Here is a 21460-nt window from a genome sequence, read left to right as displayed (position 1 = left end):
GTTTTAAAAGCTACTGAGCACTTAGCGATAAATCGGCTATAATAAGGATAAAACTTTTTGAAAGAGAGCCCTTTTAAATGTCAAAAATTGATCTTCGTGTGGCCAAAACGTTGCACTTAATTGATGCGACCTGTTACGAGTTGTTAACCACGACGTCGTTTGATAAGTTAACGGTAGCCCAAATTTGTCAGCAAGCACAGTTGGGTCGGTCTACTTTTTATCAGCATTATTTAGATAAATATGACTGGCTGGAGCAACAGGTTGACCACTATACCACTCAATTTGAACAAATTATGCAGCAACGACGTCAAACGTTAATGGCAGATGATTCTTTGACGCAACTAGTGACAGCACTTTTGCCAGCGCGGGCACAGTTGCTTATTTTGTGGGAGCTACACTTACCAACTGCGGACCTAATTAAAAACTATCGACAGATATTGGCGGAGACCTTACCGCAATATCTTCATCAGGCCAAACTGAGTTTATCGGTACCGATACCCTACCTGCAGCAGCTTTATGCTACTAACGCCTTAACTTACATTCAATACTCGGTTGTGCACGGGTTAGATGCCCAGATTAGTGCCTTCATGAATCAAAACTTTAAACTTGTTTTACAAGGTAAGGCTAAGTTAACGTAATGACTTGGGGGCGGATGTCTGGATCGTGATTTGTCAAAGTCGTGATCACTTGAGGCTCACTAGCTTTTTGTTGAACCCAGGCGATTGATTGTAATGCTTCAGCTCGATTGACCACAATCCCGGGCGTGTAAAGATGGTCGATCGAGGTTTGGGCATAACCGGTATCACTTGCTAGTAAGACCTGTTGGCCACTGGTGCCCTGAATGAGGGTGGCCGCTAAGCCGCGACTGTGACCGGGCACGTAGATGAACTGTAAGGAACCATCACCAAAGAGATCAAAAGATTGATGAAATGGCCCTAACTCACTGGCGGTAAAGTCATACGTCTGTACATCGACGCCGCGCCACATTTTAGCAATATAACGTAAGTGATCATGTTGAGCGGCGTCCCATTCGTTTTGACTCACTAAGATATGTTGCGCGTCTTTGACAAGTGGCAAGCCACTGGCATGATCGCTGTGTAAATGGCTCAGCATCAAGTAATCAATATCTTGTGGTTGGTAACCTAATGTCGCTAGTTGTTCACGCACCGACCACCCCGCTGGTAAATAAGCTTTATTAATTTGCATTTGTAAGCCTAACTCTTGCCATTGACTCTGCCGCACCCGTTCGTGCCAGCCGGTATCAATTAAGACCAACCCTTTGGGATGTTCAATGAGATAACTGGAAACGGGTAACGTGAGTTGATGAACGTGCGAGCGAAATAGTCCGGTGAATGCTAATGGGTTACGAAACTTATCATGGAATGGTAATCCAGCATCAACTTGAACGAGCCCAGTGTGTAAAACGTGAATTTTAATGTCAGTCATTTTTAAAACCTGCCTTATTTGATTTGATGGCCTTAGTATAGTTAAGTTAGGCCGCTAATTTAAGCACAATAAAAGACAGCTTGTTAGATATCTAACAGACTGTCTTTTATTGTGCTTTAACTTGTTGGTTTACTGCCAATCAAGATGGCGAATCATGGTTAAGGGAATCAGTTGTTGCCCGTTTAACACGATGTCGGTGTCGTAATAACCGGTAACTTTGCCGATAATATTGGGCAAGAACTGATCATTTGAGTCGCGTTCATTAAGCTGTATGGTGATGGGTCGATTAGTCAGATACGCTTGTTGCAGCCACGTTGTGATCATGGTCAATGATTGTTGTGGCTGAGCGGCATTGATGTGTTGATGTTGCGCACGTTGCTGATTTAACGCACTCGTATGGTCTGAGAGATAGAAACCTTGCCACTTGACCATCCCGCGATCTTGGTAAACGTGATCAAAGAAATCTTGGACCATCGCAAGGTCTAATGGTGGGATTGGTTTACTCATAACCATGGGGCTTTCGTTGAATTCGTTGCTGCCGATTTGGCCAGACTTGCTCACCGAATCCGACATAATCGATCGTTAATTTAGTCAACGTCTGCAGCTCAGTGACAATAGCTTCCAAGTCCGCTAAATTATAAGTGTTAAGCGTGTGTAACGGCTGTGATTTTAATCGATGCCATTTACGTTGATAATTAAAAAAGACGTTATATGTTTGACCATAGTGATTATCAGTAATTTGTAGCCAGTATCGCGTTTGGGAGCGCTGCTTAAAAAATGGTTGTAGCCGCTCGAGGATGAGCTGAACATCTTTAGTCATACGCATTTCCTCCATTGTGACCACCAACAAGGCTGGCTCGTTGAATGGCGGTGCCACCAGCAACTAAACTACGTAAATAGACCAACTTAGTAAAGCCAAAACGTGAGCGGATTTGATCCACCGTTTGAGCGAGCCTGTCCGTACGTAACTGCTGTTCCATTCCTGTAAACAGGCTCAATTGCTGACCTTGCTTAGGTTGTAATTTTGCTGTATAAACGGCAATATTGCGAATCGCTTGTCCATGCCAGTGTTGTTTAAATAAAGTGATCAATGGCGCAGTAATTGCGCGATCTTGGTCGGTCGGATCAATGCGCATTACTTGACTAAACCCACTCTCACCGGTCATTTCACTAGCTGCATAGGCAAAGCCAATGGATAGACTGACCGCACCAGCCAATTGATGATGATGACGTAACCGCGAAGCGACCTGTTCACCAACTTCTTTAATCACCGTTTCAATTTCAGTCACATTGTGATAATCACGAGGTAAGACTTGCGAATTACCGAGACTTGTCGATTGCGGCAAGCTAGGTTTGGCAACCTGAGAGCGATCAATCCCCCAAGCTACTGCAAATAATTGCGTACCAATCAGGCCTAATTCTTGTTTTAATAAATATGGGTTAGCATGGGCTAAGTCGGCCATCGTGTGAATACCGAGCCGCTGTAAATGCTTAGCGGTGCGATGACCAATCCCCCAAATTGACGTTAGGTCTTTAATGGGCCAAATGGTTTCTTGGACAGTGTCATAATGAATCTCGCCGATTAAATCTTGAGTGTGCTTCGCGTAAAGGTCCAATGCTAACTTAGCCTGGACCGGGTTGTCACCGATTCCGACTGTCGTATAAAGGCCAAGTTCGTGGCGAATGGTATGTTGAATGCGCTGTGCAACTGCCCGTGGCGTCTCACCGAAGAGATGCCATGAATGCGTTAAGTCTAAAATAGATTCATCAATTGAATAGGGCAATAAATCACAGTCGGCCACAAAACGATTGAAAATGGCGTTAATTTGCAGATTACGTTGAATGTATAACGTCATCCTTGGCGGGACCACCACTAAACGTGGATCGGCAGGTAAATCTCGTTGTCGAGAAACATTGGCTTGCAAATGATATAAAAGCTTGGCTTCAGGTGACGTTGCTAGTACTAGGCCGCCATTAGTGTTATCAGCTTCGGACATCACAACCAGTGGGGCCTTCAAGGGATTGAAGCCACGCTCAATGCACTCAACACTCGCGTAAAAGGACTTATTATCAATTAAAAAGTAAACGCCGTGCGGCTCGCGATGATAGTCCAAACTTGGCATCGGCGTCACCTCCCATTTCATTAAGATGATTTCATTATACACGAACGTGTGTTCTTTTTAAAGGCTTAATTTCATGTTGGAGAGCAAGCAAAGCATTTTTTCAACCGCTTAAAAATATGTATGTACAATGTATATACTAATCATTGTTGTGCTAACATGTGCATTTTTAAGTCTCTTTATCAATTGAATTATCCATATGGAAAGATTATACTTTAATGATGATTGGACTATTTAACTAATTTAATGTGTGTTACTTTTACATTATAAGATAAGGATTTGATGTGATGAGTCTAGCCCAACTAGAAACGGTGCTGTTATGGGCCACGTTAGTTATTGCAATTGTTTTTATCGTGACGATCATTGTTTACTATTGGTATTCTCGTAAGAATTCCAACAATTACCTAGAAAATGATGCCATTGAATTGCGTTACTTTATTCAAAAACAAGTTGATTATCATGAACAGATCACGGGTTACGAATGCTTATTGCGGCAACATAATGCCGACAGATCGTGGTCGCTACCTAAGGCGCTTGATTCTCTCCCCTTGCAACGGGTCATTTTTTTGTTAGATGATACATTCAAGTCCTTACCAACGGAGCCAATTACGTTGTCGATTAATTTGGAATACGATCAGATTATTAGCCCGGATTTTCGTTACTTTGTTCGTTGGGCGATTTCTCGGATTGAACCGATGCAATTGGCAATCGAATACACACCGAAATATCAACCGAAACATATCAATAAGCCCTTATTACGTCGGCGGATTCGCGAAGCCAAACAATATGGCATGAGTTTTAGTATCGATAACGTGGGTTCTGATTTAGCCGATTTAAAACAAATTGAATGGCTATTGTCAGATGTAGATTCATTGAAGTGCTCGATGCGCAGTTTTCGTAAAGATGATCCAGCCGTTTGGTTGGACTTAAACCTGCAGTTCTGGAATAAACTCTCTCAAGATCATCATATTGAGCTTATTTTAATGGGAATTGAAAATGACGCCGATGCCAAGTTAGCGGAACAATTAAATATTCGGGTACGTCAGGGCTATCGCTTTGGTCGGCCGGTGGACCCAGAACAACATGCCACACTTAATAGTAAGGACTGAGATGAATGGCAAAAAAGAAGTCGAAAGTTGATGAACGGCAACAATTATATACTGATAATTATTTTTCACGCGGACATTGGTTACTCAAAATCTGGCAAACGTTAATTGGATTAATTGGCTGGATAGCCGTGATTATTCCCATTACGACAACTGTTTTGTCATTTTGGTCGATATATGATCGTCGAGTCCCCCGCATCTGGGCTTATCAAGAAGGTATTTTTGAGATCAAATTTATCGGAATTCTCCTATTATTTGCATTCGCGTTTACCTCGCTCTTTGCGGTTACGATGACCATTATTCAAAATCGGAAGCGTGATCGGCTCGTTGAACAGTGGCCTACGTATAATCCCATTAATCAAAAGAAACGCCAAAATGCACTGGCAAAATTCATGGATGATCGTTTCGGCCCCGCTGAAACACGTGAAAATGTGCGTTACTATAAAGTGCAGCCAGAACAAAATTTGGATACTGATGAGATCCAACAGTTATACGATAAAGATGATATTAATGATTTAGATTAGTGAGGATAAACGATGACAAACATTTTTATTGACCATATCTTAGAAGCGACTTGGTCGCAAACTTTGCTCAATATTTTCTTACTAATCTTGTGCTTATACCCCGTTGTGGGGTCCTTTTTTTGGTTTGCGGGATCACTATCATATCGGTTTCTTAAAACCAACAAACGTGATGACAATTGGGAAATGATTCCAGTTGATCAGCAGCCATTAATTACGATCATGATTCCTGCACACAATGAAGAAGTCATGATCGAAGAAACGATCACTTACCTTTTTGACCAATTGAATTACACTAATTTTGAGGTATTGGTGATGAATGATGGGTCAACGGATGATACTGCGGCGATCATCCATCGCCTGCAGGACAAGTATCCACGGTTACGGACGGTTGAAATTGTAAAAAATAAAGGTAAAGCGCATGCTTTTAATATCGGGATGTATTTTGCTAAGGGCGAGTACATTTTGAGTAATGATGCCGATACGATTCCGGAACAAGATGCACTGATGAAATATATGAACTTTTTCATTCATGATCGTGATATGAATACCTCGGCAGTGACGGCGAATATGGACGTTCAAAACCGAACTAAATTATTAGGCAAATCACAAACGGTGGAATTCTCAAGTATTGTTGGCGTGATCAAACGAAGTCAGACCTCGGTTAATGACTCGATGTACGCCTATAGTGGTGCCAACACGTTATATAAAAAGTCTTTTCTAATCGATGTTGGTGGTTTTCGACAGAATCGGGCCACTGAAGATATCAGCATTGCCTGGGATCATCAAATGGTCGGGGCGGTCCCGCGCTTTGCGCCCAATATTGTCTTTCATATGAATGTGCCAGAAACCATTCGTGATCTTTATAAGCAACGGAAACGTTGGGCTCAAGGTGGTACGGAAGTCTGGTTAACCAATATTAAAAAATTCTTGTTTCATCCGATTCAACGTCGGTACCAGTTATCGATGTTTGTAGATTCAACCCTATCGATTATCTGGTCGTTCTTTTTCGTCATTACGACGGTGATGTTTCTGATCTTAATGGGTTATTTCTTGATTACTGGAAATTATGAACGGGTTTTTCATGGATTTATGATTTCTTTCACTTTCGTCACGTTTGAACTATTTGCTGGGTTTATGCAACTGTTGGCAGCGCTATTGCTTGATCATCATGGAGCTAAGCTGAAATATTGGTTCTTTGCGCCATTGTATATGTTGTTTTATTGGATGATTAATCCGATAACCGTGGTAACGACCTTTATCCCAGCGTTAAAAACGATTCTTGGTTTTGGTTCTGGTACTTGGGTCAGCCCCACTCGGAAATCCTTACAAAATAAAAAATAATGGTACTCTGCTAGTAACCGTAAGAGTTTGGGACAAAACCCAAACTCTTTTTTGCATCTCCGAAGATTTATAGTTGAAACGTGCGACAAAAGATTAATGATGCAACCGAGTAGCCTATGGTGAGACCCTATTACTTACATCAGTCAGAAAGAAGTCTGTCAATATGAAACAAGCTAAGAATAATCGAATCGAGACAGATTCGGTTCAGCTGATTAATATTGCCCTAGGAAAAGTTCAGGTCAGTATTTCTGGCACCGGCTTACCAGTTCTTGTTATCCATGGTAGTCCTGGCGGTGTTGACGCTGCCAAGTTAATGGCCGGTTTTTTGCCGGTGAACCAATTCCGTTCGATTTCAGTTTCACGTCCAGGCTATTTGAGAACGCCGTTGGGTACTAATGCTTCAATTGATCATGAAGTCGCCCAATTGGTTGCAGTTTTGGATGAATTAGGGATAACCCGAATTGCCATACTGGCATGGTCTGGAGGTGGCCCGGTTGCCTATCGATTTGCGGTTAACTATCCAGAGCGAGTGACCTCACTAGTTCAACTTGCAGCGCTTAGCTCACGTTGGGAGAAACCTAATTACCCACTTGATAGTCGATTCTTGTTTAGATCAGTTTTGGGTAATGGGTTAATTCGATTGTTCGCACACGTTGCACTAAACCGGCTTATTGAAAGTGCGCTCGCTAGCGAAGGCGCTATTCGAGGTCTTGAATTAAAGCGATTTACTGCAGATGTCTTGGCCGATGAAACGCAACGTCAATTTGTGTTAGCCATTACCAAAACGATGAGTTGGGCTGGTCGACGTCGACGTGGTTGGAACAATGATGTGACTAATTATGGTCAGATTGACACCCTCGAGCTAGAAAAAGTACGCTGCCCAGTTTTGCTAATACATGGTGATGCCGATACAGACGTACTACCAAAATATAGTCGGATTGCTCATGATACAAATAGTCAATTGATACTGTTAAAAGGTGGCACTCATCTAGCATTTTATGCGCACCCAGAATCCTACGCTGTTCAAGCAAAAGCAAAAAAATTGGTTTCTGAAGTACCGGTAAGCTGCAGTTTTTTCTAAAATATCAAATGACATCGCCTCAAAATAACGACTAAACGTTGATTTAATACTTTTTGGTATAGGCATTTTTCCCTAATTGACCATCGATAAGCATCATCTGTGTTTGATTTTAAAGATGCTTATCAGCTAATTTATCAACTAATTGTAGTTAACAATTAGTTGATAGTGACCATCAGTTATCATTAGTCATTGGATGAAGTAATTTAGTCGTTTTCACAGCATCTCCCCGTTGAAATTGCTATACTAATAGTTAAGGAATTTAACAGAATGGTTGTGAGAGTGTGTTAAAGAAATTACGTCCCCCCTTTTTAGATTTTTCGATTGCCACGTTAAACTTTTTAGCTAACGTGGGCATTATGCTACCTTATGTATTGATTTTGTTTAAGTATAAAGAAACGCAAAGCATCAATTATTTAGTAGCGATTGTGGTCTTTTATGTGGCTCGGGCCGCGAGTGTATTTTCAACGAAACGTTGGAATTTGAAGTCAAGCACGTACTTGATGATTTGTTTGTGGCTGGGCATGATTGGCAGTGTCATTTTTAGTCTGACGAGTACGCTCGGATGGCTAGTTGCTGGGGCCCTGTGCTTAGGTTATACGTCAGCGAATATCTGGCCTTACTTCTTAACGATTAAGTTACATCTGACGGCCAAGACAGATTTTAAGTTAAAACGGCTTTACTGGCTGATCTTTCTTGTACTAGGCTTGTTATTTGCGGTTGATTTTATGTTTGATCTGCAATACAAGCTTGCCTTTGTTTTATTAGCGGTACTTTTTATCTTAGCGTTACCAGCGGGGCGATTACTCGATCAATTCTCACTGGCCTTTTACAACGATCAGGAACAGCCAGCAAAGCAGCCATTGAAATGGTGGCGCATTGCTCTCTTCGTCATTTTCTTCAGTGTGATGGCATTATTGACCCTCTTACGCAAAACATCGCTTAGCATCGCTTTACCATGGGTATTAGCCGCAATTGTCGTGGCAATTGTGATTTTAAATATCGAATTAGCGGCCGACTGGAAAGCCATGCCAGCCAATAAACTGCGGATTGTTAATCGAGGCTTCTTAATTTGTGTGGTGCTCTTGTTCAGCAGTTTCTTCGCGTATTTCGTTCTTGGTAAGCTGGGCATGTACATGGTCTTTGGCTATTATTTGATTGGCTTTGAAGGTGGTCACCCACTGTATTCAGCGTTGGCTCATCAACAATCTGATCGGGCCAAACGGTATGCCGAAATTGGCTTGGTTGTTGGTCATATCTTGATTTTGACGACGCAACCAGTACTCTATAGTCTTGGCTTAATCCTAATTGCATTATATGTCGGTTATGAAAATCCAGCGATTAATACGAGTGTTTACACCGCTGATGAGAATGATCCAGACTTGGCAATCATTAATAAGTATCGGTTCTCAACGTATGGTGGGTTATTATGTCAATTGCTCTTCTTTGGCCTATTAGTGACGGTTAGTGGTTTGAACCAATTGAAACTCATGGCCTTCTTCAATCCAACAGCGACCACGTCGGCTAGCCTTTATTTACACGGCTTAGCTTGGCCAGTGACGGGACTCTCATTTGTCGTATCAATGGTGGCCATTTACAGTCAGAATCGTCATGATCATGCATCGAAGTCGGTTTAGTATCGTTTAAAAGGAGGTTTGATTGATGATTATTGTGGCCGCCGCGGCAATTATTTTACCGTTAATTTTGTTAGGTGGATTAAATTTATCGGCTATCAAAGGAATGAGCATCAGTGCAGCGGTTGTGGTTGTTCTAAGCTATGTCTTTTGGCAACTACCACCGGCCGTTATTGGTGCGTCAATCTTACAATCTTTGCATAAGGCGTTACCAATTTTGTGGATTCTGTTCGGCGCTCTATTGATGTTAAATAGTTTACGAGCCACTGGTGCCATTGAACGAATTAATCAAGGCTTTCAGGCGTTATCAGCGGATATGCGGTTACAAGTGATTGTGGTCGCTTATTTGTTTGGTGGTCTCATTGAAGGGGTCTCGGGCTTTGGTACGCCGGCGATGGTAACGGCCCCCTTACTCATTGCCTTAGGGTTTACACCGATGGCGGCGGTTGTTTTAGCTTTGGTTGCCGATTCAACTCCGGCAGCTTTTGGTGCTGTTGGGACGCCGTTAACGGTTGGATTAAGCAATGTGACCGAAAAATCGGCCATGTTGAATTTGATTGGACAACGCATTACCCAATTGGATTTGCTAGTGGGTGCTTTGATGCCGGCCCTACTGATCTTTATTTTGATTTGGGGCTTTGGACCGAAGCAACGCCGTTTTCAACAATGGCTGGCGGTTTTACCATGGGCATTAGTCATCGGACTTGTTTATACGAGTGTTGCCTTGATGACAGCCATGGTAATCAGTTATGAGTTTGTTTCGATTATTGCGCCGTTTGTGACATTGGTCGTAGCGATTGTAAGTCTGCGTTATCATTGGTTACTGCCGGCTTCAATCCAACAAGAACCATGGCAATTACCAACTGTTGCGGCCAAACCAGCCACCACCACGCCAGTGAAAATGTCGTTAATCACCGCTTGGCTGCCCTATTTAATTGTTGTGGTGTTGCTGTTGGCCTCACGGGTCTATCAGCCACTTAAATTGTGGCTAACGAGTCATGTGAATTTCTCGTGGCTCAATATTTTGGGCTATCAAACGATTAATTCAGATTGGGAATTCTTGTATTCACCAGGAACCTTGCTCACGGTAGCAGCCTTGATTGGTTTACTTATTCAAGCCCGTTCATTGAAACAAGCGTGGCCCACCGCTAAAAAAGTCGGGGCGTCGATGGGTAACACGGCCATCGCGTTAGTGGTGACGTTAATCTTAGTCCAAGTCTTTACGAACTCTGGGCTTAACCAGGGACAGTTACCAAGTATGCCAATGTACATTGCCAAATTCGTGGCGACGTATTTAGCTGGAATTTGGCTCTTCATGGCCCCTTTCTTAGGTCAACTTGGCGCGTTTGTCACTGGTAGTACGACTGTTTCAACGCTGACGTTTGGTCAGATTCAAGCGGATATTGCGGCCAATGCTCATTTAAATGAACCAGTTGTCTTGGCGGCACAATTAATTGGTGCGGCGGCCGGCAATATGATTTGTGTGCATAATATCGTTGCCGTTAGTTCGGTGGTTGGTTTAGAGGGTCAAGAAGGCCCAATTTTGCGGCAAACAATCTTACCAGGTCTCGCCTATGCGGCCTTGATTGGGGTTGCCGGTTTAGTCTTAAGTCAATTTGTTTAAGTAAAATAACGTTAGTTTAGCCATAGTAATCTGGCGACTAACGTTATTTTTGATGAAACAGCTAAAGGTTGAAAGTTAAATGTATTGGTCGAAACCTTACCAACATTGACTTAAGTTGGATTAAATTGCCACCTACGCCAGCCAGCGATTCTGCCGGTTGTGGGGACCGGTTCCAGCCAAAGTGCGGGCTTCCACCTCGCTTTTGAGACTAGCAAAAACCACTATTCTCAAAAGTCGTCCATATCGTAAAGTCCGGGAAAAACATCCGGACTAACGATATTTTCACGGCCGGCGCCATCACTGGCTGGCTTCGCTTAGAAGTTAATCAAGTTTGTAGTCACTAACATAGCCGAGAGTGAGTCCACACTGAGCCCAGCCGTGGGAGTCTCTTAGCGATTTATCGCTTAGAGACTGGCGTTTTTGAAACACGGGTTTAGTGGTTCAAAACGACGGTTCAGACCGCTTTTGGGCTGAACCGGTCCGCCCACAGCGTTCCGGCTCAATGTGGGCGAACGGTAGGTGGCAAGTATGACTACCTTTGATCGATGAATGCTTATCATATCAACGATTATTGCTAAAAAGTAGCTTTCAACCTTTAGTAAAACAGCTAATGATGAGGTTGAAACCTGCAAAAAAAGTTGATTTCGGCTAAACTATAAGATAATAGTTACTTTTATTAACAGAAGATCGAAGGTGCTTGTATGCAAGTCTTACTAGTTCCAAGCATTCGGTTGGCAAAACGTGTTGTTGGTCCAACGGAAGACCCAGCTGCCAATCAAGCTTTATTTCAGCGGTATGCTGGTCGATTACAAGCCCAATTAGGGATTGGGTTTCAAGTTCACATTGATCAAAGTGAAGGTTATGATCTTTTGAATGCCACTGATTATGATACTGAAAGTTGTTGGGTCTTGTCCGAAGCGGCGTTTCAAACGTTGACTACTGATATTTTAGCCCATCATCGGATTATCAGTTTGCCGGATCAAGCCGTTGTGCTTAAGGACACGCAACTAGTCTTAAGCCAATTAAAGCCAACCGCGACACCATAAAAAATGGCCACCAACAATTAATTTGCTGGTGACCATTTTTTTAATCTAAATTAGTTTGGTGGTGCATTAACTGTTCAACGACTAAGAGTGCAATGAACCACAGGATCGACCCAATCACGGCCCAACGGTTAACCGTATCAAAACATAAAATCACGGTTACAGCCACAAAGAAGACTAATGTGGCAATATTTGACAGTGGGAATAACGGTAGTTTAAATGGATTTTGACTACTGTCAGTGTTTTTCTTGTAAACGTAGTGACAAACCAGTAATGAACACCAGACGATGATGAAGTTCGTTGTAGCGACATTAGAAATCAATGTAAAGACTGTGCTAGGCATTACGTAGTTTAAGACGACGATGACAAGTAAGATCAACGATGAGAAGCCCAGTGAGCGTGCTGGGACATTGTAACGATTGACCTTCCCCATCCACTTTGGTGCATTCTGACCGTGCGACAAGGTGAATAAAGTTCGACTCGTACTAAAGATGGCACTGTTGCAGGCTGATAATGCTGCGGTTAAGACTACGAAATTAATAATGCTAGCTGCGGCTTTAATCCCGATATCACTAAAGACCTGTACGAATGGCGATTGACTGGTGGCGATTTGGTCCCAAGGATAGATCGACATGATCACGAATAAGGCACCCACATAGAAAAATGAAATTCGAATGGGCAAGCTGTTAATAGCACGTGGCAATTCTTTTTCAGGATTTTCCGCTTCTCCGGCGGTAATCCCCACCATTTCAATCCCGGTAAAGGCGAAGATGACCAATGAGAAGGACGCTAAAAAGCCGCCTAAGCCCTTTGGAAAGAATCCGCCATGGTTGACGAGGTTAGTTACCGTAACGGCGTGACCGCCAACGTGGGCCGATGAGCCGATAAGAATGGCCCCGGTGACAATTAACGCGATAATTGCGACCACTTTAATCATCGAAAACCAATATTCAAGTTCCCCGAATGCACTAACGGATAAGAGGTTGAAAACCAGTAGGATCAAGATGATCACTAGTGGTGTCACCCATTGTGGAATCCAAGGAAACCAATAACGAATGTAGATCCCACTAGCGGTTAAGTCAGCCATTGCTAGACTAATCCAGCATAACCAATACGTCCAGCCAATGGCGAATTCAAACTTTTTACCTAAGTATAGATTAATAAATTCAAGGAACGAATGTAGCTTGGTATTGGAGAGCAATAACTCTCCTAAAGCACGCATCATCAAGTAGCAAAAAAGGCCCCCGATGGCATAAGCTAGTAAGATTGATGGTCCGGCCTGTTTGATGGCAGACCCGGAACCAAGAAAGAGACCCGTCCCAATCGCCCCGCCGAGCGCGATCATTTGAACGTGGCGACGTTTTAACTTGCGGGCCAGTTGTTGATTTTCCATATTGTCTCAACTTTCCTTTTGCTAATCATTTTCATAAATTAATGAATATTTTCATGTTAGTCCATTTTATGATAAAACATTGATGGGAGCAAATAAATTCACTGAATTAATTTATTGTGTTAGCCATTTAACACCGTAGTTTAAAGAAAATTTTAATTGCAACGATTAGAAAAATCTGCTATTTTAAAACTAGTATGACCATTAGCCACAAAAAGGAGTTATTTTATGACTAAGCAAAATGATCATTGGTTGAGCCGTTTCTTTAAAGGCGTTGTCATTGCATTAGGTTTCATTTTACCTGGTGTTTCCGGCGGAGTTTTGGCGGCCATTTTAGGTATTTATGAACGGTTACTTGGGTTTATGGCTCATTTCCGTCAACGTTTTAAACAAGACTTTTGGTACTTCGTGCCGGTTGGTCTGGGTGGCCTAGTTGGGATTGCCCTCCTGTCGGCTCCGCTAGAATTCCTACTCGAACGCGCTCAAGTGATTGTACTTTGGGGTTTTGCGGGTGCGATTATCGGTACGTTGCCAGCGTTAATGAAAACGGCAACGGCACATGGTCCGCGTGATGCCGCTGACTATGGTTGGTTTTTCGGTACGTTATTGATTAGTGGGGGCTTGCTTTACTTTATGAGTGACCTATTCGGTACGTTGCCGGCCAATTTTGGTGGTTTCGTCGTTGCGGGGGCTTTAATTGCCTTAGGCGTCTTGGTGCCGGGATTAAGTCCTTCTAACTTGTTATTAATTCTCGGATTATTCACACCGATGTTGAATGGGTTTAAGCGGTTCGATATTATTGGCGTTTATTTACCGATTGCGATTGGTGGGATCTTGGCCATGGTGATTTTCTCTAAAGCGATGGATCACCTTTTGCAGCATTTTCACTCACGGGTTTACCATTTTATTTTGGGGATCGTGACGGCCAGTACGATTTTAATTTTAGTCCCTAATCCGAATGCGGCTGAAAGTATCGTGTATACTGGGGTGACATTGATGACCTTAGTCTGGAGCTTGCTGGCCTGTGTTGCTGGGGGTATTCTAGGGTATTGGATGAGCCAGCTGGAAGCCAAATACAAATAGATTAATGTGAATGTTGGCGTTTTAAATCAGCAAGTTGCACTTGCAACTCACCGAGTATCTGGGTTTGGATTTTTTGGATAGCAAGTATATTGGGTTCATCTTGCTGGATTAAATGGTCGATTTTAGCGTGTAAAACGCGAATTTCGGCTTCGGATTTCGAATTCACCCGAAAATCATTTTTAGCTTGTAGGCGGTCGTAATCGGCCGCCTTTTTTGACTCATCATAATTAATGGGGCTTGAATTGCCGCGACCATACTTAGAAATAAATTTAATAAAATAAAGGGATACGGATCAAAATGATGGCTAAAAATCGGTATCACGTTGATGATCATCCAGGCCAACATAATGGTCACAAATAAAATAATAAAGGGCCAACTACCACCAAATCGAGCCACCGCATCGGCGATACGTTGGCCAAACGTCAGAGACTGTTCGAGTTGTTGATTGACATCAATCACCTGATAATCATCTTGTTTAAAGACTTGTGTCAATCGATGACTTAGTTTGCGATTGGCTTGTTGATCTTTCGCCATTAAATCGTCAAGCTTGGCAAGTCGGTAATGTATCAGATGTTCATTACAGATAAAATCTTGTCCGGTGGCTTGAGGATAGTCAGCTAAAATGGTGGCCTGAATTTGTGGGTCGAGTTCAGCTAAAGTTAAGCTGGTCGTGGCGTCAACCAGCTGGTGATCTACCAAACAAGGAATACGATAATGTTTACTCATGGTACTCATCTCCTTGAACTCAAGTATAACGGTTATTGGGATAAGTGATGGTTGTTTGCACTGGCTTGGTAACTAAACTAAATTAAGCGCCTTGCAAGGCCAATTCAGGCTAACTTGCAAGACGCTTAATTTAGTTTAGTTTTAAAATGGCAGTTCATCAACTAGCATCATCGTTTGGCGATCACCATTGTCGTAAATCGCCACAGTTTCAGGAAAGCGGCGATCGTAATCGTTTGGTAGATCAAACTCAAGAATGGCGTCATGTTGTGTATCAAACACCACCGTGACGGCACCACTGCGTTCAATTAAAGCGAACTGCAACACCTTTGATAATGGGACGACACCTTGTAAGTTATCATCGATAATTGCCCAGATGGCGTCAATGATTTCACTTGGTAGTTGAGCTACTAGCCCAAACGTGGCGTAACGTGCCACCTCTTGATTTTGATTAAACATCGTTCCCACCTCGCTTTTAGTTACTTTAGTTATCGCGGACGATTTTAGCGACCGTCTGTTCAATGCGTAGGAATAAGCCTTGCGCATCTTGTCGGAAATCTGCTTCTAAACTGCTCCCAGTTGGTTTGATGGTCCCAACAACGGTCCCAGTTGTCCCATACAAATCAATGCCATCATGTGCATCGTTCCATTTAACGGTCCAATAACTACCTTCTAAGGCTTCGTCAGTATAGTACTGGGTGCCAGCTAAAACGGCATCATTAATGACACTAGTTTCATCAGCGGTCATCCCGTTATCGAGGGCCCACTTCAATTTTTGGTTAACTTCTAACATATCACCGGGAATTAAATTTTGCACGGTGTATTCCTCCACTCTACTTGCCAGCGTTTTAAGGTCACGCTACTTTTACTCACAATCATACCATACTGACGTTATTCAGCTAAGAATTTGTCTGGTGATTACTGATTTTGTAATTTTTGCCGGACTTCCGCCGCAATTTCACGCATTCGTTCAGGCGTATCCGCTTGTGATAATCGGTAGCCGATATAGTATGGTGAAACGTTAAATAATGGATCAATTTTGCAGATAACTTGATCGCCTACTGGATAAAAGAACAAGTTATAGCTGTCACAGCGACCATGAAAATAATCATTTAACGTATATTGCACAATCGTTTGCACGGCATCGGCTAATTCATCATGATCGTCCCAAGCAGCGGTGACATTAAATTCAACAAAGCCCATCACCGGTTGATCGGAGATCGTCACTTGAACGTGGCTGGTCGTCAGCACCGGATAGCCAGTTAAATGAGTGGGCGCAATATTGGCGTAGCCGTCAACATCCGTTAAGCCGACAATTTGCATGTGTGGATGACGCAAGCTTCCCCCAGAATGTGGGCCGAAGTTTTTATAGAGTAAGGTTGACGCAAAATGGTCACTGGCAATGGTTGCTTGCCAATGAGTTAAGGCAAATGCAAAAATCGCCCGATTCTGATCACGTGAATAAGTGGCGATGTCGCCTAGATGGTCGGCGGTTTCAATAATGATGGTTTGCCAGGTTGCTTGTAACGTCGGAAATTTGTTCATGAGCCAAATCCGATCATCATCTTGATCCAAGATATCCGTTAAGGATGCCGGGTCACAAAATGGGCAAGCATTGTGTGGTTGCCGGATGTTTTCGGGTTTGTCTTTGGCAATGTTAGTATCAAAAATTAAAGGATGTGCTTGCACGTGTTTTCCTCCTTAAGGCAATGAAAAAACGGTTTGTCAGATTGACAAACCGTTTTGATAACTAGTTGGATGATGCTGGGGTGGTTGTCCCGGCCCCAAATTGTGGCTCAGCCATGGTAATCCAAACAACAAATTCAGTTGAAGCTAATTTCCAAAATCGTGGATCAGAGGCGCGTGGCGGTTCCTGATCAAATAGCGTGACTGCCAAGGCATTAGCCGCATTATCGGCCGCCGCCTGGACGCTATTACCAAAAGTTTGCGCATCAGGCACATCGGGAAAACGAACGCCCCAATAGGTGCCCTCATCGCGAAAAATGGCCGGATATTTGACTTCAATATTGTGTTTCAATGCCACCACTCCGATTCTTGAAAGTTACTTCTAGCATACCGAAGCGGTAGCTAAAAGTAGCGATTGGCTTAAAATCTTAAATTTTTTGTAAACTATTCGGTCGTCACTTTGTAGTAAGTCCCATTGTTGTCGCCATTTGTAACGGTATAGTTGCCACTATGGGTTTCACCATACTTAATGGCTGATGACTTACTGCTAAAAGTCTTCGTTGATGAATCCGTGGTGCTGCTGGAACTGGCTGCACTACTACTGTTAGTGGTCGTTGAACTAGCGGCACTGCTGCTAGCATGACTTGAACTAGCTGCGGCGGTACTATGACTACTACTGCTAGTAGCATGGTGCGTTGTTGTCGAACTTGCTGGTTGTTGCGTTTGTTGGGTCGTGGATTGCGAGTTGCTGTCAGTGGTCGTCGTGGTATCGGCGGCCGTTGTAGCAGAGTCATCACTATCCGTTGAATCACTACTATTATCGTCAGTACTATCGCTGTCACTATCACTACTAGATTTTGACTTAGCCTTCTTCTTTGATGATGAGGACGAAGAAGACTCGCTACTGGAGCTAGATGAACTGGCAGTGGTTTGAACGAGATCTTCACTGGTTGAAGCTTTGACGAAATAAACGATGGTTCCACCTAGTGCAATCACGATTAGCGCTAATAGCCACAATGAAAAGTGCCGTTTTTTCTTTGGTCCTTTAGGTCCTTGTGGTTTTTGCGGCCCTTTTGGTGACTTAGGGGATGTCGGTTGCGACCGTTTGCGGCTAGATGATGTTTCCCGCGCTTTTAAACGTGACATCCGCGTCGGCTGCTGTTGTTCAGGCATTAACTATCGCACTTCCTTTCTTGCTTCCGCCAGTTTACCATATTTTACGCAACTTGTCGTCTATTCTTAGCGAACCAACGCGTATAATTTGGCCGCAAACGTGTTCGCATCAATCGTGCTACGCTGGTTCGCAAAATAGACCATGGCATGTTGATTGCCTTCAGTAGCGTACATATAGCTGTCATAACCATTGTCAGCGCCATGATTAGACTTAGTACCATCTGCATATCGATACATGCCCCCGGCGTAGCTCACTTGATAGTTATGCCGCAGTTGAGTGTACTGGCTGCGCGTCAATACCTTACCATTACGCATGCCACAAATGATTTTGTAGTAGTCATGAGCATTGGTATATAAGTTACCGGCACCAACTAAACTGGAAAATAGCCGCTTTTCATAGGCACGGGCTTGATAAGTTGTTCCCGCGCGATAAGAGACCGCCGCCACTAAGTTGTCACTAGCCTGATATTTATCGGTCGTATGGGTTAATTTCAGTGGCTTCACAATTCGGGTCTGAATATTGTGGGCATAGGATTTCTTGGTGATTTTCGTGATGATGCCAGCAAGCAAAGTATAGTTCGCATTCGTATAGTGATAAGCGTGATTACCGGTTGAGGTTAAATGAGTTAAGGTATATCGATACGCCTGTTGCTCGGTTAGTACACTGCTGGGAGCAGTTTCAGCCATGTAAATGCCAGACGTATGGTCAAGTAATTGACGGATGGTGATGGATTGGCTGTTTTTGACCTGCGGATAATATTTGGACAGTTTTGTCGTCATTGATAGTTTGTGCTTGGCAACAAGTTGTTCGATCATCGCGCCTGTAATGGCTTTTTGAAGCGATGCTGTGGGATAAATGGTGTTTTTATTGTTTTTAAGGCCCTTTTTGTGGTTAGCATCGCCGACATAAATGGTTTCGGCCTTGCCAGCATAGTTTTTGGTTAACATAATCTGGCCTTTGAAATGGTACTTCTTGGCGAGGACTTTCGCCTGGCTAGTCACACTGCTAGCCTGAGCATCTGGCATCTTTACCACATTTATGGCCGTGGCGAATAACGTGAGACTTAAACTTAGTAAGCTAACTTGCTTAATTAATTTGATTGAAATAATGAGGACCCTCCTGTTGAGTTTGCTAAGTCTCATCATAAGGACTTCATCCAACGAATACCAGTAAAAACTAAAGTGGTTAATGATTTGTAATGCGCTTGCAATAATGACTTGGATTAGTCATCTTAAATATAAATTTATTCATAAAAAAACGCCGCTTATCGGCGTTTTGACTGCTCTATTAAATTTTTAGTGGTGACTCTCGATCAAGTTTTGATAATAAGCTGCGGCAGTGCCATAACGGTATGGGACTAACCAGATTAATCCAATCCCAGCGGTCAGTCCACAAACGATTGCCCAACCGATGAAACTAAGTTGTAAGATGAAAAATTCCATCTTGTGGCCGACCATTAACTGACGACTACGGGTTACCGCATCACGTAAACGTGGTTTTGGCTGTCCAGCCGGCGTATTGGCCAACATATCTTTGTAGACAAAATAAGTTTGTGAATAGGCAAAGTATTTAATGATCCCAGGAACGATCAGTAACAGACTCCATAACGTGATCCAAAGCCATTGCAATAAGATTAACCCAATCGTTGGTAACGCATAACGACGAGTAAAGCCAACCGTTGAATCGCTGACTGGATGAATTTCTCGATCAGGTTGCCGGAACCAGTCTAACATTGAATATGAGGTACCGACCATGAAGATACGAACCACACAGTAGTAGATAAGGGCAATTAAGCCGCCAGCCGCTAAGACACCAGTAATCGCAGCCCATGTTTGCCATGAGATGTTAGACAATGTTTGAGCGGCGCCACTGATTGTCGCTGTATCGGTGACACTGGTTGATGTGGAATGGTGGGCGCTATTGTTAGTCTGTACTGCCACGCTAAAGACGGAAAGTAAACTGACGACGATACATAGCAAGATAGCATCTTTCCAGCGCCCTTTAAATAATTGCTTAACGGATGTTTTTAATTCAGCCCGAGTTTTCACATTAGTGTCCTCCCTTTATTAATTTAATCCCATCATACCATGAGTTGTCTGGTGTGCAAACTATAATGAAAATAAACAAAAAAGCACTGAAAATTTCCAGTGCTTGAATAATAGCTAAAATGTTTTACGCATGACGACAACGGGTGCCCCATCTTCATCGTAAGGCCCACCAAAAACGACATAGCCACAATGCTCATAGAAAGCCTGCGCGGTGATCTCACCATGAATTAACCCTTCAGTATATCCATGATTTTGCGCCCAAGCCTCGGCCTTTAATAATAATTGTTTGCCAAGGCCCTGACCACGACGACTTTTACGGGTACAAACGCGACCAAAACGCATCACACGACCGTCATCAGCAGGTTCCAAGCGTAAAGTCGCTAATGGTAAATCAGGTGTTTCATAAGCGACAACGTAAAGACGTTCATCATCATCTTTTTGATCAAATTCAACGTCGGCAGGAATACCGCGTTCTTCAACAAAGACTGCTTGACGTAAGGCGTAGGCCGCTGCCCGGTTATAAGCCACGTTTGAAATTAGAAAACGCATCTTAATAAGCCTTGTCGATATCTTTTAACCAGGCTAAGGCTAATGACTTGTCACCTAAGTGAGCCCCAATCACGGGACCAAAGTATGTGATGTCAATTGGCATGTCTGGATAGTCTTGCTGTAATTTTTGTTTCCAAGCTTCGGCTGCTTCTAGATTATTCCCTTGCACGATAATGGCGCGTAAGGGATAGTCAAGGTTGGCTTGAGCTTCTGCGAATAAATGCTCAACGCGGGCTAAGGCCTTCTTAGTTGACCGAACTTTTTCAAAAGCGACAATTTCGTGTTTTTCATCAAAAGTTAGAATTGGTTTAATACGTAAGACGCTACCAATAAAAGCTGAAGCGTTAGATAAACGGCCCCCACGAACTAAGTTTTGTAAATCATCAACGATAAAATATTCACCCATTGATGCGCGTAAGTCATCTAAGCGGGCCAAAATAGCTTCAACTGTTGCGCCAGCTTTAGCCATGCGTGCTGCTTCGATTGCTAAGTATCCCATTAAACGTACAGTAATTTGAGAATCGTACGGATAGAGCTTAATCTTGTCAACGGCATCACGCATATTTTCGAGACTATTATAAAAACCAGAAATCGTGCTAGCGAGATGAATACTGATAACCGCGTCGTAGCCTTGATCACCTAGTCTGTTGTAAAACTCAATCATTTCACCCACGGGTGGTTGCGACGTGCTGGGAAATGATTTGAATGATTTCATATTGGCATAGAAGTCTTTCGTCGTAATATCGACGCCTTCTTGATACACTTTTCCATCTATAATAACCGGAATCGGCACCACATGAATATCATTGTCGGCGACCTCTTGCGGTGTCAAATAGCTAGTGCTGTCAGTAACAACAGCAATCTTCATCACACACACCTACTTCTTTATCG

General features: G+C 43.1%; 23 protein-coding genes and 1 pseudogene. 9 read left to right on the top strand and 15 right to left on the bottom strand.

Going from position 1 to position 21460, the window contains the following annotated elements; genetic code table 11:
- Positions 1 to 77 precede the first annotated feature (77 nt).
- Entirely contained in the window at positions 78 to 638 is a 561-nt protein-coding gene (locus tag FFM84_RS02945) for a TetR/AcrR family transcriptional regulator (protein ID WP_130843484.1), read from the top strand.
- Here the strand turns inward: FFM84_RS02945 and FFM84_RS02940 are convergent.
- The 4 genes from FFM84_RS02940 to FFM84_RS02925 form a co-directional block, all read right to left on the bottom strand.
- Positions 625 to 1446: an N-acyl homoserine lactonase family protein gene (locus tag FFM84_RS02940; protein WP_130843485.1), complete on the bottom strand. Its 822-nt coding sequence runs from the start codon at positions 1444 to 1446 to the stop codon at positions 625 to 627. The two genes, FFM84_RS02945 and FFM84_RS02940, sit on opposite strands and share 14 nt — an antisense overlap.
- Positions 1447 to 1575: 129 nt before the next feature.
- Positions 1576 to 1953: a hypothetical protein gene (locus FFM84_RS02935; RefSeq protein ID WP_130843486.1), complete on the bottom strand. Its 378-nt coding sequence runs from the start codon at positions 1951 to 1953 to the stop codon at positions 1576 to 1578.
- On the bottom strand, positions 1946 to 2266 hold the full coding sequence (locus FFM84_RS02930; RefSeq protein WP_225424675.1) for an acetyl-CoA carboxylase: 321 nt from the start codon (positions 2264 to 2266) through the stop codon (positions 1946 to 1948). The genes FFM84_RS02935 and FFM84_RS02930 overlap by 8 nt, the downstream gene beginning before the upstream one ends.
- Positions 2259 to 3569 carry a Y-family DNA polymerase gene (locus FFM84_RS02925; RefSeq protein ID WP_130843488.1) on the bottom strand — a complete coding sequence of 437 codons (1311 nt, stop codon included), beginning with the start codon at positions 3567 to 3569 and terminating at the stop codon, positions 2259 to 2261. The genes FFM84_RS02930 and FFM84_RS02925 overlap by 8 nt, the downstream gene beginning before the upstream one ends.
- Before the next feature lie 284 nt (positions 3570 to 3853).
- Here FFM84_RS02925 and FFM84_RS02920 point away from each other — a divergent pair, with 284 nt between their 5' ends.
- The 7 genes from FFM84_RS02920 to FFM84_RS02890 all read left to right on the top strand — a co-directional run bounded on the left by FFM84_RS02920 (position 3854) and on the right by FFM84_RS02890 (position 11919).
- A complete protein-coding gene (locus FFM84_RS02920) occupies positions 3854 to 4675 on the top strand; it encodes an EAL domain-containing protein (protein ID WP_130843489.1) in 822 nt (273 codons plus the stop codon).
- A 5-nt stretch (positions 4676 to 4680) separates the two neighbouring features.
- Positions 4681 to 5196: a hypothetical protein gene (locus FFM84_RS02915; RefSeq protein WP_130843490.1), complete on the top strand. Its 516-nt coding sequence runs from the start codon at positions 4681 to 4683 to the stop codon at positions 5194 to 5196.
- A gap of 12 nt (positions 5197 to 5208) precedes the next feature.
- Entirely contained in the window at positions 5209 to 6537 is a 1329-nt protein-coding gene (locus FFM84_RS02910) for a glycosyltransferase family 2 protein (protein WP_130843491.1), read from the top strand.
- A gap of 163 nt (positions 6538 to 6700) precedes the next feature.
- Positions 6701 to 7618, top strand: a complete 918-nt coding sequence (locus FFM84_RS02905; protein WP_130843492.1) for an alpha/beta fold hydrolase — start codon at positions 6701 to 6703, stop codon at positions 7616 to 7618.
- Between the two features lie 281 nt (positions 7619 to 7899).
- Complete coding sequence (locus FFM84_RS02900) at positions 7900 to 9252, top strand: glycosyltransferase family protein (RefSeq protein ID WP_130843493.1); 1353 nt, start codon at positions 7900 to 7902, stop codon at positions 9250 to 9252.
- A 25-nt stretch (positions 9253 to 9277) separates the two neighbouring features.
- A complete protein-coding gene (locus FFM84_RS02895; RefSeq protein WP_130843494.1) occupies positions 9278 to 10873 on the top strand; it encodes an L-lactate permease in 1596 nt (531 codons plus the stop codon).
- Positions 10874 to 11574: 701 nt separating this feature from the next.
- Positions 11575 to 11919 carry a hypothetical protein gene (locus tag FFM84_RS02890; protein WP_130843495.1) on the top strand — a complete coding sequence of 115 codons (345 nt, stop codon included), beginning with the start codon at positions 11575 to 11577 and terminating at the stop codon, positions 11917 to 11919.
- A 40-nt stretch (positions 11920 to 11959) separates the two neighbouring features.
- Here the strand turns inward: FFM84_RS02890 and FFM84_RS02885 are convergent, their stop codons facing one another.
- The gene (locus FFM84_RS02885; protein WP_130843496.1) at positions 11960 to 13309 is read right to left on the bottom strand and encodes an amino acid permease; all 1350 of its coding nucleotides are present in this window, start codon (positions 13307 to 13309) and stop codon (positions 11960 to 11962) included.
- A 225-nt stretch (positions 13310 to 13534) separates the two neighbouring features.
- Here FFM84_RS02885 and FFM84_RS02880 point away from each other — a divergent pair, with 225 nt between their 5' ends.
- Positions 13535 to 14389 (top strand): DUF368 domain-containing protein, encoded by an 855-nt coding sequence (locus tag FFM84_RS02880; protein ID WP_130843497.1) that lies wholly within the window; start codon positions 13535 to 13537, stop codon positions 14387 to 14389.
- Between the two features lies 1 nt (position 14390).
- Here FFM84_RS02880 and FFM84_RS02875 read toward each other — a convergent pair.
- The 10 genes and pseudogenes from FFM84_RS02875 to FFM84_RS02830 form a co-directional block, all read right to left on the bottom strand.
- Positions 14391 to 15115 (bottom strand): annotated as a pseudogene (locus FFM84_RS02875) (DUF1003 domain-containing protein).
- A gap of 141 nt (positions 15116 to 15256) precedes the next feature.
- Positions 15257 to 15571, bottom strand: a complete 315-nt coding sequence (locus FFM84_RS02870; RefSeq protein ID WP_130843498.1) for a DUF960 family protein — start codon at positions 15569 to 15571, stop codon at positions 15257 to 15259.
- A 25-nt stretch (positions 15572 to 15596) separates the two neighbouring features.
- On the bottom strand, positions 15597 to 15929 hold the full coding sequence (locus FFM84_RS02865) for a hypothetical protein (RefSeq protein ID WP_130843499.1): 333 nt from the start codon (positions 15927 to 15929) through the stop codon (positions 15597 to 15599).
- A 101-nt stretch (positions 15930 to 16030) separates the two neighbouring features.
- The gene (locus FFM84_RS02860; RefSeq protein ID WP_130843500.1) at positions 16031 to 16801 is read right to left on the bottom strand and encodes a DUF4931 domain-containing protein; all 771 of its coding nucleotides are present in this window, start codon (positions 16799 to 16801) and stop codon (positions 16031 to 16033) included.
- A 61-nt stretch (positions 16802 to 16862) separates the two neighbouring features.
- Positions 16863 to 17156, bottom strand: a complete 294-nt coding sequence (locus tag FFM84_RS02855) for an RNA-binding protein (protein WP_225424676.1) — start codon at positions 17154 to 17156, stop codon at positions 16863 to 16865.
- An 86-nt stretch (positions 17157 to 17242) separates the two neighbouring features.
- Positions 17243 to 17971: a hypothetical protein gene (locus tag FFM84_RS02850; RefSeq protein WP_130843502.1), complete on the bottom strand. Its 729-nt coding sequence runs from the start codon at positions 17969 to 17971 to the stop codon at positions 17243 to 17245.
- Between the two features lie 66 nt (positions 17972 to 18037).
- A complete protein-coding gene (locus FFM84_RS02845) occupies positions 18038 to 18997 on the bottom strand; it encodes a serine hydrolase domain-containing protein (RefSeq protein ID WP_165450030.1) in 960 nt (319 codons plus the stop codon).
- A gap of 270 nt (positions 18998 to 19267) precedes the next feature.
- The gene (locus FFM84_RS02840; RefSeq protein ID WP_130843504.1) at positions 19268 to 20020 is read right to left on the bottom strand and encodes a DUF975 family protein; all 753 of its coding nucleotides are present in this window, start codon (positions 20018 to 20020) and stop codon (positions 19268 to 19270) included.
- A 114-nt stretch (positions 20021 to 20134) separates the two neighbouring features.
- Positions 20135 to 20569, bottom strand: a complete 435-nt coding sequence (locus FFM84_RS02835) for a GNAT family N-acetyltransferase (protein WP_130843505.1) — start codon at positions 20567 to 20569, stop codon at positions 20135 to 20137.
- A gap of 1 nt (position 20570) precedes the next feature.
- Positions 20571 to 21437, bottom strand: a complete 867-nt coding sequence (locus tag FFM84_RS02830; protein WP_130843506.1) for a DegV family protein — start codon at positions 21435 to 21437, stop codon at positions 20571 to 20573.
- Between the last annotated feature and the right edge of the window lie 23 nt (positions 21438 to 21460).

This window comes from Lactiplantibacillus mudanjiangensis, assembly GCF_005405385.1.
Lineage (GTDB): Bacteria > Bacillota > Bacilli > Lactobacillales > Lactobacillaceae > Lactiplantibacillus > Lactiplantibacillus mudanjiangensis.
The sequence above is the reverse complement of the archived record's forward strand: the minus strand, read 5'-3'. Positions and strand labels throughout refer to the sequence as shown.